Origin of the sequence: Nocardioides sp. YIM B13467 (assembly GCF_042788075.1) — a bacterium.
GTDB lineage: Bacteria > Actinomycetota > Actinomycetes > Propionibacteriales > Nocardioidaceae > Nocardioides.
Genome location: NZ_JBHZPJ010000046.1, coordinates 2,178,862 through 2,203,535 on the forward strand (window position 1 = coordinate 2,178,862; position 24,674 = coordinate 2,203,535).

General features: G+C 69.5%; 23 protein-coding genes and 2 pseudogenes. 11 read left to right on the top strand and 14 right to left on the bottom strand.

Translation table 11 applies throughout. The features are described 5' to 3' along the window. Window positions 1–21 precede the first annotated feature (21 nt). Window positions 22–447, top strand: coding sequence for a DUF3054 domain-containing protein (locus ACFX43_RS17560; RefSeq protein WP_378830671.1), 426 nt, complete (start codon window positions 22–24; stop codon window positions 445–447). A gap of 5 nt (window positions 448–452) precedes the next feature. Here ACFX43_RS17560 and ACFX43_RS17565 read toward each other — a convergent pair whose 3' ends face one another. The 4 genes from ACFX43_RS17565 to ACFX43_RS17580 are packed head-to-tail and all read right to left on the bottom strand — an operon-like array spanning window position 453 to window position 2,839. Beyond that, the gene (locus ACFX43_RS17565; protein ID WP_378830674.1) at window positions 453–1,205 is read right to left on the bottom strand and encodes an energy-coupling factor ABC transporter ATP-binding protein; all 753 of its coding nucleotides are present in this window, start codon (window positions 1,203–1,205) and stop codon (window positions 453–455) included. Continuing rightward, window positions 1,202–1,813, bottom strand: coding sequence for a cobalt ECF transporter T component CbiQ (gene cbiQ / locus ACFX43_RS17570; protein WP_378830684.1), 612 nt, complete (start codon window positions 1,811–1,813; stop codon window positions 1,202–1,204). Before cbiQ ends, ACFX43_RS17565 begins: the two co-directional genes overlap by 4 nt. A gap of 4 nt (window positions 1,814–1,817) precedes the next feature. Next, window positions 1,818–2,150, bottom strand: coding sequence for a PDGLE domain-containing protein (locus tag ACFX43_RS17575; RefSeq protein ID WP_378830692.1), 333 nt, complete (start codon window positions 2,148–2,150; stop codon window positions 1,818–1,820). Next, entirely contained in the window at window positions 2,147–2,839 is a 693-nt protein-coding gene (locus ACFX43_RS17580; RefSeq protein WP_160025460.1) for an energy-coupling factor ABC transporter permease, read from the bottom strand. The genes ACFX43_RS17575 and ACFX43_RS17580 overlap by 4 nt, the downstream gene beginning before the upstream one ends. Window positions 2,840–3,024: 185 nt before the next feature. Between ACFX43_RS17580 and ACFX43_RS17585 the strand changes: the two genes are divergently transcribed. From ACFX43_RS17585 to ACFX43_RS17600, 4 genes are all read left to right on the top strand, one after another. Further along, window positions 3,025–4,251: an acetyl-CoA C-acetyltransferase gene (locus ACFX43_RS17585; protein ID WP_378830698.1), complete on the top strand. Its 1,227-nt coding sequence runs from the start codon at window positions 3,025–3,027 to the stop codon at window positions 4,249–4,251. A 66-nt stretch (window positions 4,252–4,317) separates the two neighbouring features. Then, window positions 4,318–5,106 (top strand): CoA transferase subunit A, encoded by a 789-nt coding sequence (locus ACFX43_RS17590; protein WP_160025462.1) that lies wholly within the window; start codon window positions 4,318–4,320, stop codon window positions 5,104–5,106. A 3-nt stretch (window positions 5,107–5,109) separates the two neighbouring features. After that, complete coding sequence (locus ACFX43_RS17595) at window positions 5,110–5,760, top strand: CoA transferase subunit B (protein ID WP_378830710.1); 651 nt, start codon at window positions 5,110–5,112, stop codon at window positions 5,758–5,760. Window positions 5,761–5,852: 92 nt separating this feature from the next. Then, the gene (locus ACFX43_RS17600; RefSeq protein ID WP_378830714.1) at window positions 5,853–7,688 is read left to right on the top strand and encodes a CocE/NonD family hydrolase; all 1,836 of its coding nucleotides are present in this window, start codon (window positions 5,853–5,855) and stop codon (window positions 7,686–7,688) included. A 31-nt stretch (window positions 7,689–7,719) separates the two neighbouring features. Here the strand turns inward: ACFX43_RS17600 and ACFX43_RS17605 are convergent, their stop codons facing one another. The 4 genes from ACFX43_RS17605 to ACFX43_RS17620 form a co-directional block, all read right to left on the bottom strand. Further along, window positions 7,720–8,940 (bottom strand): MFS transporter, encoded by a 1,221-nt coding sequence (locus ACFX43_RS17605; RefSeq protein ID WP_378830722.1) that lies wholly within the window; start codon window positions 8,938–8,940, stop codon window positions 7,720–7,722. Between the two features lie 69 nt (window positions 8,941–9,009). Continuing rightward, a complete protein-coding gene (locus tag ACFX43_RS17610; RefSeq protein ID WP_160025466.1) occupies window positions 9,010–9,483 on the bottom strand; it encodes a MarR family transcriptional regulator in 474 nt (157 codons plus the stop codon). Window positions 9,484–9,601: 118 nt separating this feature from the next. After that, window positions 9,602–10,066, bottom strand: a complete 465-nt coding sequence (locus ACFX43_RS17615) for a glutathione peroxidase (RefSeq protein WP_378830731.1) — start codon at window positions 10,064–10,066, stop codon at window positions 9,602–9,604. Between the two features lie 54 nt (window positions 10,067–10,120). Next, a complete protein-coding gene (locus tag ACFX43_RS17620) occupies window positions 10,121–10,423 on the bottom strand; it encodes a hypothetical protein (protein WP_378830735.1) in 303 nt (100 codons plus the stop codon). A 189-nt stretch (window positions 10,424–10,612) separates the two neighbouring features. Here ACFX43_RS17620 and ACFX43_RS17625 point away from each other — a divergent pair, with 189 nt between their 5' ends. After that, on the top strand, window positions 10,613–11,434 hold the full coding sequence (locus tag ACFX43_RS17625; protein WP_378830744.1) for a metal-dependent hydrolase: 822 nt from the start codon (window positions 10,613–10,615) through the stop codon (window positions 11,432–11,434). A gap of 15 nt (window positions 11,435–11,449) precedes the next feature. Here ACFX43_RS17625 and ACFX43_RS17630 read toward each other — a convergent pair whose 3' ends face one another. The 3 genes from ACFX43_RS17630 to ACFX43_RS17640 form a co-directional block, all read right to left on the bottom strand. Next, window positions 11,450–13,501 (bottom strand): protein kinase, encoded by a 2,052-nt coding sequence (locus ACFX43_RS17630; protein WP_378830750.1) that lies wholly within the window; start codon window positions 13,499–13,501, stop codon window positions 11,450–11,452. An 82-nt stretch (window positions 13,502–13,583) separates the two neighbouring features. After that, a complete protein-coding gene (locus ACFX43_RS17635; protein WP_378830762.1) occupies window positions 13,584–15,191 on the bottom strand; it encodes a serine/threonine-protein kinase in 1,608 nt (535 codons plus the stop codon). Window positions 15,192–15,281: 90 nt separating this feature from the next. Then, window positions 15,282–16,754 (bottom strand): GAF domain-containing protein, encoded by a 1,473-nt coding sequence (locus ACFX43_RS17640; protein ID WP_378830771.1) that lies wholly within the window; start codon window positions 16,752–16,754, stop codon window positions 15,282–15,284. Between the two features lie 153 nt (window positions 16,755–16,907). Here ACFX43_RS17640 and ACFX43_RS17645 point away from each other — a divergent pair, with 153 nt between their 5' ends. After that, a complete protein-coding gene (locus ACFX43_RS17645; protein ID WP_378830779.1) occupies window positions 16,908–17,951 on the top strand; it encodes an amidohydrolase family protein in 1,044 nt (347 codons plus the stop codon). A 1-nt stretch (window position 17,952) separates the two neighbouring features. Next, window positions 17,953–18,159 (top strand): annotated as a pseudogene (locus ACFX43_RS17650) (iron-sulfur cluster assembly protein); the annotation flags it as partial. Here ACFX43_RS17650 and ACFX43_RS17655 read toward each other — a convergent pair. Beyond that, entirely contained in the window at window positions 18,145–20,019 is a 1,875-nt protein-coding gene (locus ACFX43_RS17655) for a bifunctional sugar phosphate isomerase/epimerase/4-hydroxyphenylpyruvate dioxygenase family protein (RefSeq protein WP_378830783.1), read from the bottom strand. The pseudogene ACFX43_RS17650 and the gene ACFX43_RS17655 overlap by 15 nt on opposite strands. Window positions 20,020–20,102: 83 nt before the next feature. Here ACFX43_RS17655 and ACFX43_RS17660 point away from each other — a divergent pair, with 83 nt between their 5' ends. The 3 genes from ACFX43_RS17660 to ACFX43_RS17670 all read left to right on the top strand — a co-directional run bounded on the left by ACFX43_RS17660 (window position 20,103) and on the right by ACFX43_RS17670 (window position 23,184). Further along, window positions 20,103–20,771 (top strand): TetR/AcrR family transcriptional regulator, encoded by a 669-nt coding sequence (locus ACFX43_RS17660; RefSeq protein ID WP_378830786.1) that lies wholly within the window; start codon window positions 20,103–20,105, stop codon window positions 20,769–20,771. A 132-nt stretch (window positions 20,772–20,903) separates the two neighbouring features. Next, entirely contained in the window at window positions 20,904–21,764 is an 861-nt protein-coding gene (locus ACFX43_RS17665) for a shikimate dehydrogenase (RefSeq protein WP_378830790.1), read from the top strand. Window positions 21,765–21,852: 88 nt separating this feature from the next. Further along, the gene (locus tag ACFX43_RS17670) at window positions 21,853–23,184 is read left to right on the top strand and encodes an MFS transporter (RefSeq protein WP_378830795.1); all 1,332 of its coding nucleotides are present in this window, start codon (window positions 21,853–21,855) and stop codon (window positions 23,182–23,184) included. A 208-nt stretch (window positions 23,185–23,392) separates the two neighbouring features. Here ACFX43_RS17670 and ACFX43_RS17675 read toward each other — a convergent pair. Together ACFX43_RS17675 and ACFX43_RS17680 are read right to left on the bottom strand one after the other, a co-directional pair. Next, window positions 23,393–23,665 (bottom strand): annotated as a pseudogene (locus ACFX43_RS17675) (carboxymuconolactone decarboxylase family protein); the annotation flags it as partial. Window positions 23,666–23,752: 87 nt separating this feature from the next. Next, window positions 23,753–24,634, bottom strand: coding sequence for a sigma-70 family RNA polymerase sigma factor (locus ACFX43_RS17680; RefSeq protein ID WP_378830814.1), 882 nt, complete (start codon window positions 24,632–24,634; stop codon window positions 23,753–23,755). Window positions 24,635–24,674: the final 40 nt, after the last annotated feature.

Here is a 24,674-nt window from a genome sequence, read left to right on the forward strand (position 1 = left end):
CAGGCTCGTATCCTGGGCACCATGTCCTCCACGAAGCCCGACGCCTCCTCCCCACTCATCGCCGGCCTCGTGCCCAGGTGGGCGGTCGCGGCCTTCGCCGTCGATGTCTTCTTCGTGCTCCTCTTCGCCTTCGCCGGGCGCCAGTCGCACGACTCCGGCCCGGCGCTCGTCGTGCTCCGCATCGCCTGGCCCTTCCTGATCGGGCTCGCCGTGGCCTGGGCCGTGCTGATCTGGCGCCGCTGGCCCGCCGCTCGCGCCTGGCCTGCGGGCGTGGTCGTCTGGCTCGGGACGTACGTCATCGGGATGGTGCTGCGCGGCCTTTCCGGCGAGGGCCTGGCGCCGGCCTTCCTGGTCGTCTCGCTCCTCTTCCTCGGCATCACCCTGGTCGGCTGGCGCGGCTACGTCAGCGCCAAGCTCCACTACCGCTCCCGCCGCCTGGCCGAGTAGCCCGGCTAGAGGGTGGCGGCAGCCGCCACCGGGTCGAAGCCGAAGGGGAGCTCGAGGCGGTGGGCGCGCATCAGGTCGGCGTTGGAGAGTACGTCGACCGTGCGGCCCTCGGCGGCCACGATGCCGCCGTCGAGGATGACGGAGCGCTCGCAGAGCTCGAGGGCGTACGGCAGGTCGTGGGTGACCATCAAGACGGTGACGTCGAGATCGCGGAGGATGTCGGCGAGCTCGCGACGGGATGCCGGGTCGAGGTTGGAGGAGGGCTCGTCGAGGACCAGGATCTCGGGGTCCATCGCCAGCACGGTGGCCACCGCGACCCGGCGGCGCTGACCGAAGGAGAGGTGGTGGGGCGGGCGGTCGGCGAAGTCCTCCATGCCGACCTTCGCGAGCGCCTCGGTCACCTTCGTGTCCAGGGCCTCGCCGCGCAGGCCGAGGTTGGCGGGACCGAAGGCGACGTCCTCGCGGACGGTGCCCATGAAGAGCTGGTCGTCGGGGTCCTGGAAGACGATGCCGACGCGGCGGCGGATCTCCTTGATGTTGGCCTTGGTGACCGGCAGCCCGGAGACCGCGACCGTTCCGGCGCCAGCGAGGTGGATGCCGTTCAGGTGCAGGACCAGCGTCGTCTTGCCGGCCCCGTTGGGACCCAGCAGCGCGACCCGCTCACCACGGTGGACGTGCAGGTCGACGCCGAAGAGCGCCTGATGGCCGTCGGGATAGGCGAAAGCCAAGCCGCGTACGTCCAGGACTGGAGTGGTCACCGGGGCATCCTCCCTGTGTAGCCGCGCGAGACCATGGCCAGGTGCACTCGCTCGCCGCGCTCGAAGGAGCGGATGAACAGCGCACCGACCGAGCGCGCGAGCACGGGCCAGTGGAGCGGGTTGCGGGCCTCGAAGCCTCGTGAGGCGCGCGCGACCGCCATCCGGCGCATCTCGTCGGTCACCACCTCGAGGTAGCGCACCATGAACGCCATGATCTGCACCAGCTGCTGAGGCAACCGCAGCCGCTCCAGGCCATGGACGAGCTCCTGGGGCGTCGTGGTCGCGGCCAGCATCAGCCCGGCGATCACGCCGAGCGTGCCCTTGGCGAGCAGCCCCCACGCCGAGAGGAGACCCGACTCGCTGAGGCTGAGTCCGAGCACCTCGACCCGCGGCCCGTGCGCGATGAACGGCATCAGCACCGCGAAGACCACGAACGGCGTCTCCACCACCATCCGCTTCAGCACCCACCCCGGGCGCACCCGCGCCACCGCGCCGACCGTCACCAGGACCGCGAGAAAGAAGGCGTACGCAGCGAACCACTCCCGCGGCGTCGCCACCACGACGAGCATGAAGCCGATCAGGGCGAGCACCTTCAGATGGGCGGGCACCGGCTCAGGCCTCGTCGGAGTTGGCGGATCGGCGACGTACGACCACGGCGAGGCCGCCGGCGAGGACGAGCACCACCACGGTGCCGATCACGCCGGCGAGGCCGCCGGAGAGCCGCTCGTCGTCGACGCCCTTGGTGCCGTAGTCGGCCAGCGGGCCGTCGGCCGCGCCGTGCTCCGAGGCGCTGTCAAGGAAGCCGGTCTTGCCGGCGACGTACTCGAGGCCGTCGGGGTTGGCGGATGCGTAGTAGGAGACCACCCCGGCCAGGAGCAGCGCGACGACGGCGATGCCGACGGCGACCCACCGGAACGGCACGGTCCGCTTCGATGCCGTGCTCATGCCACCGACTCCTTCGGCTTGATCACCAGGTCGCGCTCGGCGATCACGCCTCGCGCGGCGTAGACGAGGTCGGGGCGTACGGACAGGATCGCGCCGACCGCGAGGAACGTGATCGCACCCTCGCCCAGACCGATCACCGTGTGCCAGCCGAGCATCGCGGTGGCCAGCGTGGTCAGCGAGATGTCGGCGGTGCCACCGACCGCGTAGAGCGCGGTGAAGACGGCCGCTGCGGCGGGGACGGAGAGGAAGGCGCCGATCGCCGCCGCGGGGGCGACCAGGCCGACCCGCTTCGGCAGCACCTTGATCAGCACCCGGCTCACGAACCAGCCGACGAGCACCGTGGTGACGGCCATGAGCAGGATGTTGGTGCCGAGCGCGGTGATGCCGCCGTCGGCGAAGAGCAGGGACTGCACGATCAGCACGACCGAGACGCACAGCACCCCGGTCCACGGCCCCACCAGCACCGCCGCCAGCGCGCCGCCCATCAGGTGACCGCTCGTGCCCGCCCCCACCGGGAAGTTGAGCATCTGGGTCGCGAAGACGAACGCGGCCACGAGGCCGGCCAGCGGGGCGGTCTTGTCGTCGAGCTCACGGCGCGCGCCGCGCAGCGCGACGCCGACCGCGACGACAGCGACTGCACCGGTGGCGATCGACGTCGGAGCGTCGAGGAAGCCGTCGGGGACGTGCATGGTCACCTCATTGATCTACGTGGGGTGGTCGAAGTGGAACCCGAGAGGAAACTGCTAACGCGAACTTATCGCAATAGCCTCACCCGCGCACTGTCCGGTCGGACAGTTGATCAAGACTTCGGGAGTGTCAATCGTGCCCAAATGAATACTTCTCAAGTCATGACTGCGCGCGTACCGTCGATGGCATGAGCAGCTCCGCCAACGACATCGTCATCTGCGAGCCCCTCCGCACCCCGGTCGGCCGGTTCCTCGGTGCCCTGGCGCCGTTGACCGCGACCGACCTCGCCACGACGGTCCTGCGTGAGCTGGTCGAGCGCACCGGCCTTCAGGAGGGCGACGTCGACGACGTCATCCTCGGCAACGGCTACGCGAGCGGCGAGAACCCCGCGATCGGCCGCATCGCGGCCCTCGACGCCGGGCTCGGCAACGGCGTCCCCGGCCTCCAGATCGACCGTCGCTGCGGTTCTGGCCTCCAGGCGATCCTGTACGCCGCGGGCTCGGTCGCCACCGGTGCCGCGAACCTCGTCGTGGCCGGCGGTGCGGAGTCGATGTCCAACGTCGAGCACTACGCGCTCGGGCTGCGCGGCGGGGTGAAGCAGGGCGGCATCGAGCTGCTCGACCGCCTCGACCGGGCTCGCGAGACCGCAGGCGGCAAGGACCACCCACTCCCGGGCGGCATGATCGAGACAGCCGAGAACCTGCGTCGTGAGTACGGCATCGGGCGCGAGGAGCAGGACGAGCTCGCGCTGCGCTCCAACCAGCGTGCCGTCGCCGCCCACGAGGCCGGCAAGTTCGCCGACGAGCTCGTTCCGGTGACCGTCCCCGGCGGCCGCCGCAAGCCCGATGTCGTCGTCGACCGCGACGAGCACCCGCGTGCCGACATCTCCCTGGAGAAGCTCGCCTCCCTGCGCCCGATCCGCCTGAAGGTCGACGAGGAGTCGACCGTCACCGCCGGCAACGCGTCCGGCCAGAACGACGGCGCCGCGATGTGCATCGTGACCACGCGCGCCGAGGCCGAGAGGCGCGGGCTGACTCCCCTGCTGGCGCTCAAGTCGTGGGCCGTCACCGGCTGCGAACCCGAGCGGATGGGCATCGGCCCCGTCCTCTCCAGCAAGGCGGCGCTGTCCCGGGCCGGGCTCACCCTCGACGAGATCGACCTGATCGAGCTCAACGAGGCCTTCGCGGCCCAGGTCCTCGCCGTCCTGCGCGAGTGGAAGATCGACGCCACCGACGAGCGGCTCAACCCCAACGGCTCGGGCATCTCGCTCGGCCACCCGATCGGTGCGACCGGCGCCCGCATCCTCGCCACCGCCGCCCGCGAGGCGCAGCGGCGCGAGGCCCGGTACGTCCTGGAGACGATGTGCATCGGCGGCGGTCAGGGGCTCGCCGCGGTGTTCGAGTCGGTCCGCTGAGGCAGCCAGCGAAGCGACGTACGGAATTTCTTTCATCAGTAGAGCCTTCGAGAGAGCAGAGAAGACATGGGTCTGGACAAGGTGGTCGGGTCGGCCGCGGAGGCGGTTGCCGACATCCACAGCGGGGCCAGCCTGGCCGTGGGCGGCTTCGGGCTGGTGGGAATCCCGTGGTTCCTGATCGAGGCGCTGCGCGAGCAGGGTGCGGACGACCTGATGGTGGTCTCCAACAACTGCGGCGTCGACGGCGCCGGGCTCGGGCTGCTGCTCGACGACCACCGCATCTCCCGGGTGATCGCGAGCTACATCGGCGAGAACAAGGAGTTCGGCCGCCAGTACCTGGCCGGCGAGATCACGCTCGAGCTCACTCCGCAGGGCACGCTCGCGGAGCGGATGCGCGCGGGCGGCAGCGGGATCGGCGCCTTCTACACCCCGACCGGCGTCGGCACGATGGTCTCCGACGGCGGCCTCCCCTACCGCTACAACCCCGACGGAACGATCGCCGAGGCCTCCGAGCCGAAGGAGGTCAGGGAGTTCCACGGCAAGCAGATGGTGCTCGAGGAGGGCATCATCACCGACTTCGCACTGGTCCGCGCGACCCGCGTCGACCGGGCCGGCAACGCCCAGTTCAACGCCTCCACGCGCAACTTCAACGTGCCGGCGGCGATGGCCGGCCGGGTGACCGTCGTCGAGGCCGAGGAGGTCGTCGAGGTCGGTGAGATCGCTCCGGCCGACGTCCACCTTCCGGGGATCTTCGTGAAGCGAATCGTCGCGCTGACGCCCGAGCAGGCAGCGCGCAAGGACATCGAGAAGCGTACGACGCGCGGCGAGCGCCCGACCACGAACCAGGAGGCCTGAGTCATGGCTTGGGACCGCAACCAGATGGCCGCGCGCGCCGCGCTGGAGCTGCAGGACGGCGACTACGTCAACCTCGGGATCGGCCTGCCGACGCTGATCCCCGACTACATCCCGGAGACCTCGACGGTCGTGCTGCACGCCGAGAACGGCATCCTCGGCGTCGGCCCGTTCCCCTACGAGGACGAGGTCGACCCCGACCTGATCAACGCCGGCAAGCAGACCGTGACGGTGCTCGCGGGTGCTTCCTACTTCGACTCCGCGACCTCGTTCGCGATGATCCGCGGCGGCCACATCGACGTCGCCGTCCTGGGCGCTATGCAGGTCTCGACCAACGGCGACATCGCCAACTGGATGGTGCCCGGCCAGATGGTCAAGGGCATGGGCGGCGCGATGGACCTCGTCTCCGGCGCCGGGCGGGTGATCGTGCTGATGGAGCACGTCACCAAGAAGGGTGCGCCCAAGCTGCTCTCGGCCTGCGACCTGCCGCTGACCGGTCGCGGGATCGTGAAGCGGGTCATCACCGACCTGGGTGTTCTGGACGTCGCTGGTTCGTCGTTCGAGCTCGTCGAGCTCGCTCCCGGGGTGACGTACGACGAGGTCGTGGCGGCCACGGGCGCGCCGGTCGTCGACAAGACCGTCGCCGTGACTGCTTAGTCTCACTATTCAAAACCCGGGACCGGCTACGTAACTCGCGTTTGCACTCCGTCGTTCGAGGTGTGATATCCAACACACCCCTGGAGTGAGTCGTGAAACTCGGCAGACTGGCATTCCTCGTATCGTTCCTGGCTCTGGTCACGACCTTCCTGCCACCGGCGCACTCCGCGACCGCCGCCCCTGCGGCGGCGTCTGTCGGAACCGCCGCGGCGCAGGCTCCCCAGGCGAGGGCCGGGGCGTGGAAGCCTCGCCCGGCGACGTACGGCGTAGTGGTCGAGAAGGACATCCAGCTCACGATGTCCGACGGGGTGGTGCTGCGCGCCGACGTCCACCGTCCCGCGAAGGCGGACGGGACCGCGGCGCCGGGCCGGTTCCCGGTGATCCTGACCCAGAACCCCTACAACAAGAACGTCTCCGGCGGGAGCGGCGGGGACTACTTCGTGCAGCGGGGCTACGTCTTCGTCCAGACCGACGTACGCGGCACCGGCTCCTCCGCGGGCCAGTGGGACGCGTTCGGCGACCGTGAGCAGAAGGACGGCCTCGAGGTCGCCAACTGGGCGACCTCGAAGAAGCGCCCGTGGAGCAACGGCGAGCTCGGGCTGTGGGGTCCGTCCTACATGGCGATCAACCAGTTCTTCACCGCCGCTCAGCACCCGCGCGGGCTCAAGGCGATGTTCCCGATCGTGCCCGCCGGCGATGTCTACCGCGACGTCGTCGCCTCCGGCGGACAGATCGACGCCGGGTTCGTCCCGCTGTGGTTCGGGCTGGTCACGGGCGCCGGGCTGGTGCCGCCGGCCGTCAACAAGACCCGCCCCGACGCCACCTTGACCACGCTGCTGCAGCACGTCGGCGGTGCGCTCGGGTTCCAGGTGCCGATGCTCGTCAGCGCGGTGATGGGCAGCGACGCCGGCTACGACGGCCCGTTCTACCGGAAGCGGTCACCGTTGAGCGTGGTCGACGAGATCGACGTACCGACGTTCGTGACGGCCGGGCAGTACGACATCTTCCAGCGCGGCACGCCGATGCTCTTCGACCGGATGCAGAAGAACGGCGTGGACACCAAGCTGCTCATCGGTCCGTGGACGCACGCCGAGGCGGCCACGGGCGCCGGCCTGGAGGGCAGCGGGATCAACAGCATGGGCGAGATGGCCCTGCGGTGGTTCGACACGCACCTCAAAGGTCTGCCCGACGCCACCCTCGACCGCGACGTCGCGCCGGTGACCTACCACGAGATCGGGTCCGGGAAGTGGCGGACGATGCAGTCGTGGCTCGGGAGCGAGGTCCGCGCGAAGACGTACGCCCTCGGGTCGGCCCTGAAGCCCGTCGGCGGCGACACCATCGTGCCGCTGCCGGTGCAGGGGCTGTGCTCGCGCAGCACCGCGCAGTGGACCGCCGACGCCCTCGCGATCCCCGGCTGCGAGACCGACAACCGGATCAACGACGCGCTCGGGGTCTCCTACGAGACCGCGCCGGCGACCTCGGACCTGGCCTTCTCCGGCCCGCTCAACGCCGACCTGTCCGTCTCCACGACCGGCACCGACGGCCTGATCTCGGTCTCGGTCGAGGACGTCGCGCCCGACGGCTCCGTCGACCGCATCACCGGCGGCTGGCAGACCATGCGTCACCGTGCCGTCACCGTGTCGAAGTCGCGGACGCTGAACGGTCAGGTCGTACAGCCCTGGCATCCGTTCACCCGTGAGGCCGAACAGCCCGTCAAGCCGGGTCAGGTCTATCGCGTGCAGGTGGAGGTCTTCCCGACCGGCGCGGTGATCGAGAAGGGGCACCGCCTCCGGGTCACCGTCCACTCCTACGACGTCCCCCACCTGCTGCCCAACGTGAAGCAGCTGGTCCGCGGCATCGCCGGCGTGGTCACGGTGCACCACACGAAGACGAACCCCTCGACGCTGGTCCTCCCGGTCCGGAGGTAGCGCCGAGGGGTCAGATTCTGACGTCGAGACGTCAGAATCTGGCGGCTTCGTCCGGCACGCGCTCGGAGATCCTCGGGTCCCGGGCGCGTGCCGCGTCCACGAGCAGGTACGCCGCGACGGCGGCTCCGGTGCCCAATGCGATCGCGGCCGAGGCGTACGCCGCGCCATAGCCGACGGTCGTGACCAGGCCGGCGGCGATCAGGGTGCCGAGGAACCCGCCGAGCTGCTGGGTGGTCGTGGTCAGGCCGGAACCGATCCCGGCGTGCTCCGGCGCCAGCGCGCCCATCGCCAACGCCGTCACCTGCGGCATCGCGAGGCCGAAGCCGAGGCCCATCACGACCGCGCCGGGGAGAACGTCGAGAGGGAAGCCGCCGGCTCCGGGGAGGCGGACCAGGTAGAGCATGCCGGCGACGAAGGCGAGCACACCGACGAGCAGGACGCGCTCGGACCCGAACCTTTCGGCCAGCGTGGCGCTGAAGCCGAGGCTGGCGATGGCGATCACCACGCTGACCGGAAGGAACGCCAGGCCGGTCGAGAGCGCTCCGAAGCCGAGGACGTCCTGCAGGTAGAGCGTCGTGACGAACTGGAAGGTGAACCCTCCGAAGGTCAGGGTCAGCAGGATCAGGTTTCCGAGCACGAACCTTCGCTGGGCGAACAGGCCGCGCGGGAGCAGGCCACCCTGGACGCCGGTCGGCGGCGTACCCTCCACCGCGCGGAGCGCGACGATCAGAGCGATGATCCCGAATGGCACGTTGATCAGGAAGGCCCAACGCCAGGAGGCGACGTCGGTGAGTACGCCGCCCAGGACCGTCCCCACCGACGCACCGATCGAGCCTACGAAGGCGAGCACCGCGAAGGCGCGGAGGCGCTCGCGGGGCTCGGCGTAGAGGCCGGCGATCATGCCGAGCACCACGGCCGAGGCGATGCCGCCGCCGAGGCCTTGGACGAATCGCGCGAGGACCAGGGAGATCGGGTCCCAGGCGATGCCGCACCATGCCGAGGCGAGCGTGAAGATGCTCAGCCCGGTGAGGAAGACCGGGCGGGTGCCGAACGCGTCACCGGCCCGGCCCGCGGGGAGCAGGACGAGCGCGAAGGCGAGCAGGAAGCCGTTGACGACCCAGGACAGCGAGGTGTCGCCGAAGCCCAGGTCGTCACGGATTGCGGGAAGGGCGACGGTCACGACCGTGCCGTCGAGGATCACCATCAGCTGAGTGGCTGCGAGGGTCGCGAGCGCGACTGTCTTGGTCGTCATAGATACGACCATAGAAGATTGTTTGTTATGAAACAATCTATTTCGGGATATTCAGTTGTGAACCCATCCCTAGCGGGACGAGGCAGGCGCGCGACGCCGCAGCGTCATCGTGTGCGACGGCGTCGCCCACGGCCCTTCGACGAGGTGCTGCAGCGCCTCGATGAACGCCTCGCCCTCGCTCGGCGCCAGACCCTCGAGCGCCTTGGCGACGGTCGCGTTGTAGGCCTTCGAGGCCTCCTCGAGCGCCTTCACGCCGGCCGGCGTGAGCGCGACGATGCGGGCACGGCGGTCGGTGGTCGAGACCCGCCGCTCGGCCAGGCCGCGGCGCTCGAGGTTGTCGAGAGTGGTGACCATCGTGGTCTTGTCCAGCATCGCCATCTCGGCCACGGCGTTCTGGGTGTACTCCCCCTCGGCGGCCTTCATCAGCACGCAGTACTCCCGTACCGAGAGCTCCAGGTCGGCCAGCGCCTCACCGACCTGGGCCGCAAAGGCGTGCGCGGACTGGTTGAGCAGGAACAGCAGGTCGATACGCGGTCCGGTCATGAACTAGATCTTAACGAACCATCTGATACCGAACTATCTTCTGACCAACTATCTAACCCAAACGGCGCCCGCCCCCGCAGATATCAGGATCGAGCGCCGTCCGGCATCGCCTCGGAGATCAGAGATACTGCGCGAGGTCCGCCTGGATCTCTTCGGGCGTCACCTGCGGCTCGTAGCGCTTGACGACCTCTCCCTCGCGACCGATGAGGAACTTGGTGAAGTTCCACTGGATGTCGCCCGGCGCCTCGGCACGCAGGAACTCGTAGAGCGGAGCAGAGTTCTCCCCGTTGACATCGACCTTGGAGAGGACCGGGAAGGTCACGTCGTAGGTCGTCTTGCAGAACTCCTGGATCTCGTCGTCGGTGCCGGGCTCCTGACCCATGAACTGGTTGCACGGGAACCCGATGACCTCGACGCCGGAGTCGCTGGTGGCGCGATAGAGCGCCTCGAGGCCCTCGTACTGCGGCGTCAGACCGCACTTGCTGGCTACGTTGACGATCAGCAGCAGCTTGCCCTTGTAGTCGCTGAGCGAGACGGTGCTGCCATCAGCGGCGGTCACTTTGAAGTCGTACGTGGTGGTCACGGGTCTCTCCTCGATCGAGTTGCGGTGCTGGGGACAACCTTGCTGCGCCCGAGGTTATGCCCCGCGCTGGTGCGGAACAGCCGAGGCCTCCTCGGCCAGGCGCCGGTCGCGGGCGACCGTCATGATCGCGGCCGACATCCATTCCAGCGCCTCGGGCATCTCGAAGGCGATCTCCTCGAGCAGCGTCGGCATGTCGTGCCGGCCCACCGAGAGGAGCATCTCGCTGAGCGAGCCGTCGGGCGCGGTGACCATGAACCGGAACTCGATCGCCTCAGGGGTCACCGTCGCGGCGCACCGACTGGTCTCGAACGTCCACGGCGCACGGCGGGCACTGCCGTGGGTGCCGGGTGTCGTCATGACCGCGCATCCTATTCAGGTTGCTGCCCCGACCGCACCCCTTTCACGCCTCGGATCAGCCCTCGAACAGTGATTCGAATCTCGTCACCAGACACACCACCCCGACGCACGCGAAGCGCCCCGAGGACCGGTACGTTCGTCCGCGGTCATTCAGCGGGGGAACACTGGAGAGGGACACAACTTCACATGATGGGCGGGCATCACGCGGCCTCTGGAGCTGCCGCGTGGATCGCAGTGACATCGTCGGCACCGATCGCGTTCGGGTGGTACCCGGGCGTCTCGGACATAGGCGTGATGACCGGCACTCTGGTGTGCGCCGGCGCCGCGCTGCTTCCGGACGCGGACCACCACAACGGCACGATCGCCCACTCGCTACCACCGGTCTCCGAAGGCCTGACCAAGATCGTCGGACAGGTCTCCGGCGGCCACCGCAACGGCACCCACTCGATCCTCGGCGTACTCGCCTTCACCGGACTCGCCTGGGGCGCGGGGAAGCTCTCGGTCGAGACCGAACGTTTCGGCAGTGTCCTGATCGGCCCGGGCATCATGTGCGTCCTTCTGGTCGCCTTCGCCATGGACGCGCTGAAGCTCACCCGCAAGGGCGTCCACTGGCCATGGATCCCGGCGGTGGCTCTGGCGGCGGTGATCGCCATCTTCGCGCCCGAGGAGTGGTGGTGGATGCCCTTCTCCGTTGGCCTCGGCTGCGTCGTGCACCTGCTCGGCGACTTCGTGACCACGATGGGGATCCCGCTGTTCTGGCCGATCGCGCCGAAGCCGCCGAGGTGGGTCCGGCGCAACAAGTGGCTGCCGTTCGACAACATGTGGACCCGGGGCGGCCACTTCGCCCTCCCGATCCTCGGCGACGCCGGCTCCATCCGGGAGTGGGTCGTGATGACCCCGATCAGCCTCTACGCCGTCCTCGGCTTCGGCTGGGCGCTGCTGAGCCAGATGGGATTCGACGTCGACAGCCGCTGGGAAGCCCTGGTCTCGAGCCTCAGCACCCTCGTCTGACCGACGGCTCGCCGCTCAGCTCTCCACGGACCGCCGGCGCCCGCGGAGCGGGCGGACGAGGAACATCCCGGCCAGCAGCGCGAGCGCGGCGAGGAGCGCGGCGACGGTGAGCACCCCGCTCAGGACGACCTTCGTCTGGATGCCGCGGTGCTCCTCGCCGACGTCGTCGGAGACGATCAGCGTCATCGACACGATGGTGTCCTTGAGGAGCTGGATGAAGCGGGTCATGTCCTCGGACCAGACCTGCGCGGCCGGCCGCCCCGGGGCGTGGGACTCCAGGTCCCGGACCGCGCCCGCGAGGGAGCCGTCGTTGATGACCTGGACGACCGCGTTCTGCGACACCAGGCCACGGGATCCGTCGGCGAAGGTGCCGTCCGAGATCTTGTCCAGAGCCTTCTGGGTGGCCTTCGGGGCGTCGCCGTAGAACGAGCGCGAGGTGAGCTGCCAGGACGTACGCGCCTCGCTCATCGCCTCCATCGACTCCTCGTCGATCTTCCCGGTCATGAGCGCGGGCACCATCACCGTGCGTTCGATTCCCAGGGACTCGGACGCCGACCTGACGTACTTGAGGTTGGTGACCTGCTTGTAGATGTTCTCGTTGCGGATGTTGGGCATCTCGGTCGCGAAGTCGAGCAGCTCGTAGGCGGTGTCGGTGTAGGCGGCGATCGCCGCCTCCGTGCTCGCCTTGTCGCCGTCCTCGAGGTCGGTGCGGTAGGCGTCGATGCTCTTGAGAACCGTGTAGGTGCGCTCGACGCGCTCCCGCAGGCTCGGGGTGTCGGCGAGGTCGACCTTGGTGATGTCGTCGTGCCACGCCTCGATCGAGTCGTCGGTCACCTGGCGATAGGCCTGCCGGACCGCGTCCGGGACCTGGTCGGAGCCGAGCGCGTCCCGCTCGAAGATGAGGTCCATCCCGAGCTCGTAGCTCTCCGGGAGCGCTCCGGCGATCGTCACCGCGCGACTGGAGACGGCACGCTCATCGAGCGCATCGGCGAAGGTCAGCCCGCCGAGGACGAGGGCGATCAGCACCGGGACCAGCAGCACGCCGAGCACCCGGGTGCGTAGGAACCGCGGCTTCGGGGCGGCATGGGACCGGGGCGTACGCTGCACCGACTCGACCACGCCGGCGACCGCCGTCACCGACGAGACGGACGGGGCCGAGGAAGCCGAGGACGACGCGGACGACGGGAGCGCCAGGGGCTTGAGCCCGGCGGAGAGCTCGCGGCTGCCGACCGGAACGGCGGGCACGACCTCGGGCCGGCGCGCGAAGGCGACGACCTCGCCCGCGGTGGGCCGCCGGGAGGGGTCCTTGTCCATCATCGACGCCACGAACTCGTCGACATGGGACGGCACGGTGACCACGTCGTTGACGTGCGGGACCGGCGCGGTCACGTGCTGGTAGATCATCGAGACCGGCTCGGAGCCGGCGTACGGAGCGCGTCCGGTGAGCAGCTCGAAGTACACGCAGCCGAGCGCGTAGATGTCGCTCGGTGGGCCGACCACGTTGTCGGCGGCCTGCTCGGGCGAGATGTAGGGCAGGCTCCCCATCACGTGGCGGGTCGAGGTGAGCCGCTCGGCCTGGTGGTTGGCCAGCTGGGCGATGCCGAAGTCGAGCACCCGGATCCGGCCGTCACCGTCGTAGACGAGGTTGGACGGCTTGATGTCGCGATGGATGATCCCGGAGGAGTGGACCGCGGTGAGCGTACGCGCGACCTGGACCATCGCCTCGCTCGCCTCCTCGACGGTGAACCGCCCCTGCTTCTCGAGACGGTCGGCCAGCGTAGGGCCGGGAAGCAGCTCCATGACCAGGTAGACGATGCTGCCGTACTCGGTCTGCTCGACCCCGACGTCGTGCACCTGCACCGTGCCCGGGTGGCTGGCCGCCGTCGTCGAGAGCGCCTCACGCCGGAAGCGCTCGGTCACCTTGGGGTCGGCAGAGGTCTCCACGACCTTCACGGCGACCCAGCGTTCGAGCCTGATGTCGGCCGCCTGCCAGACCTCGCCCATCCCGCCGCGGCCAAGCAGTCGGTGCAGGCGGTACCGGCCTGCGATCGGGGGGCGCGTTCGCATGCGCATATGTTGTCGGACTCACACCCCGTGCGTCTCGTGTACGCACCGATGAAATCCGCCGATCTTTGCTATTGTTGCCGGTTTACGCATCAACTGACCGCCTTCGCGCGCGGAGCAGCGCGACCCCGAGCCCGGCGAGCACCGCCAGCACGATGCCGGTGAGGACTCCCCAGGCGATCGTCCGGTTCTGAGCGTCCCGGTGCTCGCGCTCGACGTCGTCGGCGAGCCGGCTGGCGGCGTCGACGACCACCTCCTTGAGGTCCTGGACGTAGCTGGCGGCATCGGCCAGCCAGAGCTGTTCCACGGACCTGCCGTCGGCGCTGTCCTCCAGCTGCCTGACGACGTCCTCGACGTCACGGGCGTTGAGCACCCGGATGACGGCACGCTGGGACGAGACCGCGTAGGACCCGAACTCGAACGACCGGCCCGAGATCCTGTCGAGCCGCTGCCGCGTCGCCGGGTCGGCGCGCGTATAGATCGACTCCGAGTGGGTTGCCCAGGAGTCCTGGGCCGCGCTCAGGTCGGCGATGCCCTGGTCGCTGATCCGCTCGTTCCGCAAGGCGTTCGCCATGATCCTCCGCTCGAATCCGAGCACCTCCGAGACGGATCCGATCAGCTCCAGGTTCCGGGCCTGCTTGGCCAGCTCGTCGTCCCGAAACGTTGGCAGCTCGGCGGCGAGGTCGAAGAGCCCGTTGACCGCGTTCGTGTACAGCTCGACGGCCACCAGCTTGCCGCCCCTGTTCCCCGCCCGGGCGGCCGCGCGGATGTCCGAGAGCCGCTCGAGGGCGGCCGCCGACCTCTCCGTACGCCGCCGCAGACCCGGATCGCCGGCGGTGTCCAGCTTCTCGACCTCGGCGGTCCAGGCCTCGATGGACCGGTCGGTGATCTGGAGGAAGTCCTCGGTCAGCGCCGCATCGGTCCGGAGCGCGTCGCGCTCGATCGAGAGGTCGAAGGCGAGCTGGAAGCTGGTCGGCAAGATGTTGGCCAGCGGTGCGGCGCTGCCGACGTTCGACATCGTGTCGCCGGCGCGGAGCGTGCCCCAGCCACCGAGGACCAACCCAGGCAGGACCAGGACCATCAGCACACCCAGCAGCGTGGGCGAGAGCCGCGGGCCCCTGATGTCGGGCGGACGTACGATCCGCTTCGGCGGCGGAGCGACGCCGCTCGCGAGCACCGTAGCCACCTCGTCGGCTCGGGGCCGCTTGGCAGGGTCCGGGTCGAGCATTGCGGTCGTGATGCCGTCGAGGTGGCCGGGCACGGTCACCAGCGTGCCGACCCGCTCAGGTTCGAGCCCGGCGTACGGCGGGCGGCCGGCGAGCAGCTCGAAGAAGACGGCGCCGAGAGAGTAGATGTCGCTCGCCGGGCCGATCCGCTGGCGGTCGATATGTTCGGGGGACATGTACGGCAGGCCCTCCCCGCCACGGGGCGCGGGCGCGCCGAGCAGTGCGATCCGGCCGTCGGGGGCGTACCCGATGGTGGCCGGTCTGATGTCTCCGTGCACCTGCCCTGCGGCGTGGCCCGAGGCGAGGAGGCGCGCGACCTGCGCGACGATGCTCGAGGCCTCATCAGGGGAGAACGGGTGCTGCTCGACAAGCCGGCCGGCAAGATTCTGACCGCTCAGAGCGGGTCCGCCCTGTCCGGTCAGATGGTTCAAATGCTGGCGACCGGCGCGTGGGGGACGGATACGCATGGGTCCATAGTCCCTGGTGAGCACCCCTGACGCCCCGGCCTCATCCGAGAGTTTTCCTGGACTTGGCCAAGAGTTCGACTCCCCCGCGGACTAGCCCGGCCGAAGCCGGATCCCGTACTGCTGCACCTTCCGGTAGACGGTGGCGCGCGACATCCCGAGCTCCGCGGCCGCTTCCTGCATGGTGATCCCCGGCCGGGTCAGGACGCGGACGATCTCGCCCCGTTCGAAGGCGTCGATGCGGGACAACGGCCGCCTGGTGTCGGAGAGTACGTCGGCGGGAAGGTGACGCAGGTCGATCAGGTCACCCGCGCTCACGGCCCGCTGGACGACATGGACGAGCTCGGCGACGTTGCCCGGCCAGCCGTGGTCGTGCAGCGCGCGCTCCGCGGCCGGTGTCAGCGCGATCTCCCGGCCCCGCACCCGCAGCCCCACCTGATGCGCCAGCGGAAGTACGTCCTCGGGCCGCTCCCGCAGCGGCGGCACCTCGACCACGGTGTCGACGAGGTCGGCCAGGGCCGCCGGGATGCCGTCGAAGGTCTCGGCGGTCATCGCGAACGGCACTCCGGCGACCGCCCCGGGCGCCGCCTCGACGAGAAGGGCGTGCAACCGCTCGGCCACCCAGGCCGGAAGCATGTTCACGTCGCGTACGACCACCGCGGTGTCCTGCTTGGCGAGCTCCGGAGTCCACAGCGACAGCCACGCCTCGGCGTCGGCCGGCTCCGGGGCGGAAGCCGCCAGGATCCGGTCGCGGGGCCGCAGGTCGCGGAACGCCTGGGCGACCAGGGTCGTACGCCCCACCCCGGGCTCCCCGACCACGGCGACCCGCCGGCCGACCCTGAGCGCGTCGCGGACGCTCCCCAGCGCCTCGCACCAGGCGGAGGAGAGGTCACGGAGGCTGCCGGCCCCCGGCTCCAGCCGGGGCGCCTCGACCCGGAACACCTCGCCGCGGGGAGCCGGCCGCGGAGAGCGGCCGTGGGCGCGGGCGAGCATGAGGGATGCGGTGTTGCTGGCCGCCGACTGGGCCAGGGCGAGCAGCAGGTCGTGGGACGACTCCGACCATGTGGTCAGGTTGACGCTGCCCTCCAGGCGTCCGCTGATCGGGTCGATCACCGGCGCGGCGGCACAGGTGTAGCTGCACAGCGAGAGCGAGTAGTGCTCCTCGGCCCGGACCACGGTCGGTGTCCGGTCGGCCAGCGCGAGGCCGAGCCCGTTGGTGCCCGCCGCGCGCTCGGCGTAGCTGAACCCGGGTGCGAGGTGGACGGCGTCGAGGTCCCGGAGCAGCTGCTGGTCGCCGCTGAGCCGGTTGAGCACCAGGCCGACGGGGTCGGTGAGCATCAGGCTGACCGGCTCGCCGACGAGCGTCCGGTGGAGGTCGTCGAGCACCTCCTGGCCGCACTGGAAGAAGAGCGACTCCTGGTCGTAGGCGCCGGAGAAGACCGGGTCGACCTCCTCGACGGAAACCCCGTACTCCTGGCTCCGCTGCCAGGAGGCACGTACGCGCGGCGCCAGTGCCGACGCGTCGACGGCCGCGGTTCGCTGCGCGATCGGATGACGCCCTGTCATGTGATCGACGTTACATCTGCCGGCCGACGGAGACAGCCGGGCAGCGTCTCAGATTGAGACGGTCGAGGTCTCACATTGAGACGCCGCACCCCTGATCCGCGCGTCGCGGCCGCCCTAGCGTCCTGTGACGAAAGCCACAGACCGGAGGAACCGATGTACACCAAGAACAACGAGTCGTACTTCATCGTCGACGCCCACGTCGCGCTCTGGGACGCCCGTCCGGAGAACCAGCGCAACATCCACGGCAAGCAGTTCATCGACTGCTTCTACGACTACCACCGCAACCTCTCCCCCGAGTCGGAGCAATGGTCCTACGAGGACTACCTCTACCAGGGCGGCGAGCGGCTCATGCACGACCTGTTCGAGGTCGGCTACGTCGACCACGCGATCTTCCAGCCGGCCCACCTCGGCGAGTTCTACACGAACGGTTTCGGGCAGACCGAGGAGGCGTCGCAGCTGGCCGCGAAGCACCCCGACAAGCTGACGTACAACCACAACTTCGACCCCCGCAACGGCGAGGCCGGACTCGAACAGCTCCACGCCGACGCCGAGCGGTTCGGGCTCAAGGGCGTGAAGCTCTACACGGCCGAGTGGCACGGGGAGTCGCGCGGCTGGAAGCTGACCGACCCGTGGGCGTACCGCTACTTCGAGGCCTGCCGCGAGCTCGGGATCACCAACATCCACATCCACAAGGGCCCGACGATCCGGCCGCTGGACCGCGACGCGTTCGACGTCGCCGACATCGACCACGTCGCCAGCGACTTCACCGACCTCAACTTCATCGTCGAGCACGTCGGCCTGCCGCGGCTGGAGGACTTCTGCTGGATCGCCACCCAGGAGCCCAATGTCCACGGCGGGCTGGCGGTGGCAATGCCGTTCATCCACACCCGGCCGCGCTACTTCGCGCAGATCCTCGGCGAGCTCGTCTACTGGATCGGCGAGGACCGGATCCAGTTCTCCTCCGACTACGCGATCTGGACGCCGAAGTGGCTGATCGAGCGGTTCGTCGACTTCCAGATCCCGGAGGACATGACCGAGTACGCCCCGCTCACCGTCGCGCAGAAGAAGAAGATCCTGGGCCTCAACGCCGCGAAGATGTACGACCTGGAGGTGCCCGCCGAGCTGCGGCTGCCCGAGGCGGACGAGACCGCGACAGGTCCCCGTGAGCCCGAGCGGGCCGACCTCGCGGCGGTGTGACATGTCGCTGCTGACCCAGGAGAGCACCCGCGCCGCCGAGGCGTACGCCGCGCTCCACGCCGTCGTCGACCCCGAGCTCGACGAGCCCATCACCGACCTCGGCTTCGTCCGGTCGCTGACCGTCTCCCCGACCGCACCGGACGGCGAGAGGGTCAGGGTCGAGGTCCACCTGCGGCTGCCGACGTCGTTCTGCTCACCCAACTTCGCCTACCTGATGGCCAGCGACGCCAAGGACGCGCTGACCGCGTTGCCGTGGACCGGCCAGGTGGTCGTGGAGCTCGACGANGAGGCGTACCGGGGCGTTGCCGGCGCCGTAGCCGTCGTAGCGCTCGCGGCGCTCGACGAGCTCGAAGAAGACCTCGCCGACGGTCTCGGTGTAGCAGTGCAGGTATTCACCGTCGGCGTCGCGGTCGTAGAGCAGGTCGAGCTCGCGCAGGGTGGCGACGAGGTCGTCGGCGAGGCCGAAACGGGCGACCAGGTCGTCGTAGTAGTTGCCCGGGACCTCGAGCGGGCGCAGGCCGCGCTCCCGGGCGGCCGTGACGACCCCGATGATGTCGTGGCAGGCGAGCGCGATGTGCTGGGCGTGGCCCTGCTGGTCGTTGGGGAGCTGCCCGGTCGGGAGCAGGTTGAGCGGTAGGCGTACGCCGCCGGCCGGCGAGCTCATCACCTGGCTGCGTACGAGACCGGACGGGCCGGCGACCTCCTGGGTCGGCTGCGGGGTCAGCGACAGCACGCTGGTGTAGAAGAGGACCGCCTCGTCGAAGCTGTGCCAGGGCTGGACCAGGTTGACGTGGTCGATCCGGGCGCCACGTCCGGTGCTCGACACCCCGCCGTCGAACTCGCCGATCCAGTCCTCCGCGTGCGAGAGGAAGACCTCGGTGCCGTCGGGGGAGGTGAAGGCGCGCAGGGCCTGCTCGCCGGCGTACGTCCGGCGGTGGACCGGCGGCGCCATCAGCCGGGCGGCACGCTCGGCGGCCGGGTCCGAGTCGGCGACGTCGAAGCCGACGGCCGCGATGCGCGGCTCGGGGGAGGCGCTGGGCACGTCGTTGCACACGACGCGCGCCGCACCCCAGGTCCACAGGCGCACCTGCTTGCTGCGGTGGCGGCCGCCGAAGTCGAAGCCGAGCTGCTCGAGCAGCACCTCGACGCCGGAGGTGTCCGGTGCCTTGATCTCGACGAAGTCGAACGCCTCGGGCGCGGCCACCTGGGGCAGGCGGGGGAGCGGACCCCCGTCTCGGCCGGCCTCCTCGCCGAGCAGGTCGGCGGTGCGGTCGGCGAGCCAGCGCAGCGAGCGCTGGGCCTGACGGGCGGTGCGGACCGGGTCGGTCTGACGGAAGGTGTCGTTGAAGACCTCCAGCGACAGCGGGCCGTCATAGCCCGCGCGCAGGACGTGACCGAGGAAGGCCGGCAGGTCGAAGCTGCCCTCGCCGGGGAAGAGCCGGTGGTGACGGCTCCAGGAGAGCACGTCCATGCTGAGTGCCGGAGCGTCGGCGAGCTGCAGGAAGAAGATCTTCTCGGCCGGGATCTCCTCGATCTGCTTGGGGTCGTGGCCGCGGGAGAGGATGTGGAAGCTGTCCAGGCAGATCCCGACGTTGGGGTGGTCGGCGAGCTCGACGATGCGCCACGAGCGCCGGTAGTCATCGACGAACCGTCCCCAGGCGAGCGCCTCGTAGGCGAGCCGGATGTCGTACGTCGCAGCCAGATCACCCAGCCGCCGCAGCTGTCCCGCGGAGACCTCGTCGTCGTCGACGGTCGCGGTGCCGACGTTGCTGCAGACCAGCATCAGGTCGATGCCGAGCCGGTTCATCAGCCGGAACTTCGCCTCGGCGCGGTGAAGCACGTCGCCGAAGGCGGTCTCGTCGACGCCCTCGGCGTCGCGGAAGGGCTGGTAGAGGTCGAGGGTGAGCCCGAGCCGGTCGGCGAGCGCCCGGATCTCCTCGGGAGACTGAGGTGCGGCGATGAGGTCTGGCTCGAAGATCTCGATCGCGTCGAAGCCGGCTTCGGCCGCGGCGTACATCTTCTGGACCAGGCCGCCGCTGAGGCAGACCGTGGCGATCGAGGTGCGCATGGTTCTCCGTTCGTCGCTAATGTACGAAACGGTACATACATTGTTGTGAGTTGGGAAGCCGGTCGTGCTCTAGGCTCGGGGACATGGTCGACACCCAACCGTCCGCCCAGAAGTCGGTCCAGAAGTCGGCAGAGCGGCTGCGAGACGCCGAACGTACGCAGGCCGATCTGCTCGAGATCGCGACCCAGATCTTCTCCGAGCAGGGCTACTCCGGTGCGCGGGTCGACGAGATCGCCGAGCGCACCCGCACCACGAAGCGGATGATCTACTACTACTTCGGCGGCAAGGAGGGGCTCTACCTCGCCGTCCTCGAGGCCGCCTATCGGCGCATCCGCGAGACGGAGCAAAGCCTGCATGCCGACCACCTGAGTCCCGTCGAGGCGGTGCGACGGATCGCCGAGCTGACCTTCGATCACCACCACGACCACCCGGCCTTCATCCGTCTCGTCTCGGTCGAGAACATCCATCACGGCCAGCACCTGGGGAAGGTCGAGTCGCTGCGCGACCTCGGCACGCCGGCCGCCTCCCTCCTCGATGAGGTCCTCGCCCGCGGTCGCGCCTCCGGTGAGCTGCGCGACGACGTCGACGCGGTCGACGTGCACATGATGATCAGCTCCTACTGCGTCTTCCAGGTCGCCAACAGCGCCACTTTCGGCTTCCTGTTCGGCCGCGACATGCTCGCGCCCGACGTACGCGAGCGCCATCGCCGCATCCTCGGTGACATCGTCGTCGGCTGGCTCACCGCTCGCTGACGCAAACCCCCGAAGAGCCCGTCCTCGCGCTGCGGGGACGGGCTCTTTGCTGTGCGGGGTTGACGACGCGGGGCCGGATGTGATCCCCTTCACTTTCGTAACGTACTAGTTCGTACATTAAGGATCGTCTGGATGAAGTCTTCGTTTCTTGTCGGCCTGATCGGCGCGGGCGTCGGACCCTCGCTGAGTCCGGCGCTGCACATGCGCGAAGGGTTCGAGCACGGGTTGTCGTACGTCTACAAGACGCTCGACATCACCGAGCTGGGGATCCCGGCCGAGGGTGTGGGCGACCTGATGAGGGAGGCGCGGCGACTCGGCTTCGACGCGCTCAACATCACCCACCCGTGCAAGGAGCTCGTGATCGGCCACCTCGACCGGCTCGACGAGACCGCGGCCCGGCTCGGTGCGGTCAACACCGTCGTCTTCACCGACGAGGGTGCGGTCGGCTACAACACCGACACGACCGGGTTCGGTCACGCGCTGCGTACCGGGATGCCGGGTGCCCCGCTCGGCACCGTCGTGCAGCTCGGCGCGGGAGGGGCGGGCTCGGCCGTCGCTCACGCACTCGTGAGCCAGGGCGTCGACAACCTGGTCATCGCCGACATGGACCTCGACCGCGCCCAGGCGCGGGTCGAGGAGATCCGGCGTCACCACCCGGAGAGCACCGTCGAGGCGAGTCACGTCGACAAGCTGCCGGCGCTCCTTCCTGTCGCCGACGGACTGGTCAACTGCACCCCGGTCGGCATGGCCGACCACCCCGGTACGCCGCTGGAGACGAGCCTCCTCCGCCCTGAGCTGTGGGTGGCGGACATCGTCTACCGGCCTCTGGACACCGCGCTGCTGCAGGCGGCGCGTGAGGCCGGCTGCCGGACGCTCCACGGAGGCCACATGGCGGTCTACCAGGCCGTCGACGCCTTCCGGCTGATCACCGGCATCGACCCCGATGCCGAGCGGATGCTCGCCCACCTGCGCGAGCTGGCCGCGGCCGGCTGACCTCCCCCAAGAATTCGAAGAGCCAGAAAACTCCACCCCCCCCACCCGTCCGCGGTCAGGAACCGCGGGCCTACCCGAGGAGGACCCGATGGCGGGACCTGACACCGAGAACCAAGAAGGCAAGACCCCGGTACGGGCCGCGCTGGCCAGCTTCATGGGCAGTGCCGTCGAGTACTACGACTTCTTCGTCTTCGGCTCTGCCGCGGCGCTGATCTTTCCGCACGTCTTCTTCCCCAGCACCGGCGACGCCGCGCTGGTGATGTCGTTCGCGACGTTCGCCTTCGCGTACGTCGCCCGCCCGGTCGGCGCGGTCTTCGTCGGCCACTTCGGTGACCGGATCGGCCGCCGGAAGGTGCTGCTGTTCACCCTCCTGCTGATGGGTGGCGGCACGTTCCTGATCGGCTGTCTGCCGACGTACGACCAGGCCGGCTGGATCGCGCCAGCACTGCTGGTCTTCTGCCGGCTGCTCCAGGGCCTCTCGGCCGCGGGCGAGCAGGCCGGCGCCAGCTCGCTCACGCTCGAGCACGCCCCCGACGACAAGCGCTCCTTCTACACGTCCTGGACGCTCACCGGCACCCAGGGCGGCCAGATCCTGGCCGCGCTCGTCTTCATCCCGGTCGTCGCGCTGCCCGACGACATCAAGTACGGCATCGGCTGGCGGATCCCGTTCTGGCTCTCCGCGATCGTGGTCGTGGTGGCGTTCTTCATCCGCAGCCGCCTCAACGAGACCCCGGAGTTCGAGGAGGCCAAGGCCAACAACGAGGTCGCCAAGCTGCCCCTCGCGGTGCTGCTGCGTGACCACTGGGTCGACGTGCTGCGGGTCATCTGCTGCGCCTTCATCGCGGCCGTCTCCACGGTCTTCGGCAACCTGGCGATCGCCTACGGTGTCGCGGTCGGCATGGTCGACTCGATCACGCTGTGGCTGGTCGTCGCGGCCAACGTCGTCGCGCTGTTCACCCAGCCGATGTTCGGCCGGCTCGCGGACCGGATCGGGCGCAAGCCCGTCTTCATCTACGGCGCCGTGGCCAGCGCGGTGATGATGCCGTTCTACCTGCTCTCGATGAGCCAGGGCAACGAGCTGCTCGTCTTCGCGCTCGCGATCGTCACCTTCTCCTTCGGCTACGCGGCAGCGAATGCGACCTGGCCGTCGTTCTACGGCGAGATGTTCTCGACCCCGGTGCGCTTCTCCGGCGTCGCGATCGGCACCCAGATCGGCTTCATGCTGGCCGGGTTCACGCCGTCGATCGTCACCGCTCTGGGTGGCGTGCAGGAGGGTGGCTGGGTCGTCACCGCCGGCTACACCGCGGTCGTCTGCCTCGTCGCGTCGATCGCTGCCCTGACCGCCCGCGAGACCAAGGACGTACGCACCGCCGACCTCGGTATGCGGCCGGCTCCGACCCCACAGGGCGCGGCGGCCTGACCCCGATCCGCCGAGTCGGCGCATCCTGCCACTGATCCCCGCCGAGTCGGCGCGTCATGACGCGCCGACNGTTGAAGGCGTTGATCAGGCAGATCAGGCCGACCAGGGCCATCAGCTGGTCTTCATCGAAGTGCTTCGCCGCGTTCGCCCACGCCTCATCGGTGACACCGCTGGAGTCGGCGAGGCGAGTGCCCTGATCGGTGAGCTCCAGCGCCGCCCGCTCCGCATCGGTGTAGACGGTCGTCTCCCGCCATGCCCCGACCAGGTTGATCCGCATCGCGCTCTCACCGGCGGCCGCGGCGTCCTTGGTGTGCATGTCGAGGCAGCCGCCACAGCCGTTGATCTGGCTGGCACGGATCTTCACCAGCTCCTGTACAGCCTTCGGCAGTGTCGAGCCGGCGATGATCTTGTTCGACGAGATGATGTGCTTCGCCCACGCGGCCCCGATCTCGTTGCCCATGGGGTTGATCCGGCTTTCCATCTTGGGTCTCCTTCGTCTTCGGATGCTTGCACCACTACGACGAAGGCGTTCTCCAAGAAGTAACCACCCGGGGCTACGACGGGCGCGCTACTCGGGTCGCGGGGGCAGATCCATGGCGTCGAGGCGCTTGCGGTCGCTCACGGTCAGCAGCTCCACGATCCGGCCCTCGACCACGGTGCACGCCACCAGGCCGAGCACCTTGCCGTTGGCGCCCCAGGCCACGAACCCGGGCTCGCCGTTGACGCGGACCGGGAGCGCCGAGGTCATCGAGCGGGCACCGCGCAGGACCGGTTCGGCCACCTCGGCCGCGCCGACCGTGGTCAGCACGCCCTTCGGGTGGTACGTCCGCCAGGTCACGTTGGGATCGAGCAGGGTGACGAGCCCTTCGAAGTCCCCGTTCCGCGCTGCGGCAAGAAATGCGTCGACCACTGCGCGCTGGCGCCGCGGCTCCTCTTGCGGCTGCGGGGTGCCCTGCACCTTCCGGCGGGCCCGGCTGGCGAGCATCTTGGTCGCGTCGGTGGACCGGCCGATGATCTCGCCGATCTCGCCGAAGGGCACCGCGAACATGTCGTGCAGGACGAACGCCAACCGCTCTGTGGGCGTGAGGGAGTCGAGCACCACGAGCAGCGCCATCCCGACCGACTCAGCGAGCATCGCGTCGTCCTCGGGCGCTGCACCGCCGTCGACGGCCACCACGAGCTCGGGCAGCCGATCCTCGTACGACAGCTCCGGCCGGGTCTTGCGCGAGCGGAGCACGTCGATGCAGACCCGCCCCACCACGGTGGTCAGCCAGCCGGCCAGGTTGTCGATCGAGGCCTCGTCCTGCCGCGCCAGCCGGATCCACGCCTCCTGCACCGCGTCCTCGGCGTCCGCCCTCGACCCGAGCATCCGGTAGGCGACCGCCACCAGGCGCTCGCGCTGCTGCTCGAAGGCCTCCGCCGTTGCTTCGTGTGCACCTGATCCGGTCATGTCGTTACCTTCCTCGCGCGAGCTCCGTCATGGTGATGAC

Bases quoted from the DNA above. Each gene is read 5' to 3' on its own strand.
- ACFX43_RS17560 (WP_378830671.1), top strand. From the start codon at position 22: ATGTCCTCCACGAAGCCCGACGCCTCCTCCCCACTCATCGCCGGCCTC.
- ACFX43_RS17575 (WP_378830692.1), bottom strand. From the start codon at position 2,150: ATGAGCACGGCATCGAAGCGGACCGTGCCGTTCCGGTGGGTCGCCGTC.
- ACFX43_RS17580 (WP_160025460.1), bottom strand. From the start codon at position 2,839: ATGCACGTCCCCGACGGCTTCCTCGACGCTCCGACGTCGATCGCCACC.
- ACFX43_RS17585 (WP_378830698.1), top strand. From the start codon at position 3,025: ATGAGCAGCTCCGCCAACGACATCGTCATCTGCGAGCCCCTCCGCACC.
- ACFX43_RS17590 (WP_160025462.1), top strand. From the start codon at position 4,318: ATGGGTCTGGACAAGGTGGTCGGGTCGGCCGCGGAGGCGGTTGCCGAC.
- ACFX43_RS17595 (WP_378830710.1), top strand. From the start codon at position 5,110: ATGGCTTGGGACCGCAACCAGATGGCCGCGCGCGCCGCGCTGGAGCTG.
- ACFX43_RS17605 (WP_378830722.1), bottom strand. From the start codon at position 8,940: ATGACGACCAAGACAGTCGCGCTCGCGACCCTCGCAGCCACTCAGCTG.
- ACFX43_RS17610 (WP_160025466.1), bottom strand. From the start codon at position 9,483: ATGACCGGACCGCGTATCGACCTGCTGTTCCTGCTCAACCAGTCCGCG.
- ACFX43_RS17620 (WP_378830735.1), bottom strand. From the start codon at position 10,423: ATGACGACACCCGGCACCCACGGCAGTGCCCGCCGTGCGCCGTGGACG.
- ACFX43_RS17625 (WP_378830744.1), top strand. From the start codon at position 10,613: ATGGGCGGGCATCACGCGGCCTCTGGAGCTGCCGCGTGGATCGCAGTG.
- ACFX43_RS17630 (WP_378830750.1), bottom strand. From the start codon at position 13,501: ATGCGAACGCGCCCCCCGATCGCAGGCCGGTACCGCCTGCACCGACTG.
- ACFX43_RS17635 (WP_378830762.1), bottom strand. From the start codon at position 15,191: ATGCGTATCCGTCCCCCACGCGCCGGTCGCCAGCATTTGAACCATCTG.
- ACFX43_RS17640 (WP_378830771.1), bottom strand. From the start codon at position 16,754: ATGACAGGGCGTCATCCGATCGCGCAGCGAACCGCGGCCGTCGACGCG.
- ACFX43_RS17645 (WP_378830779.1), top strand. From the start codon at position 16,908: ATGTACACCAAGAACAACGAGTCGTACTTCATCGTCGACGCCCACGTC.
- ACFX43_RS17660 (WP_378830786.1), top strand. From the start codon at position 20,103: ATGGTCGACACCCAACCGTCCGCCCAGAAGTCGGTCCAGAAGTCGGCA.
- ACFX43_RS17665 (WP_378830790.1), top strand. From the start codon at position 20,904: ATGAAGTCTTCGTTTCTTGTCGGCCTGATCGGCGCGGGCGTCGGACCC.
- ACFX43_RS17670 (WP_378830795.1), top strand. From the start codon at position 21,853: ATGGCGGGACCTGACACCGAGAACCAAGAAGGCAAGACCCCGGTACGG.
- ACFX43_RS17680 (WP_378830814.1), bottom strand. From the start codon at position 24,634: ATGACCGGATCAGGTGCACACGAAGCAACGGCGGAGGCCTTCGAGCAG.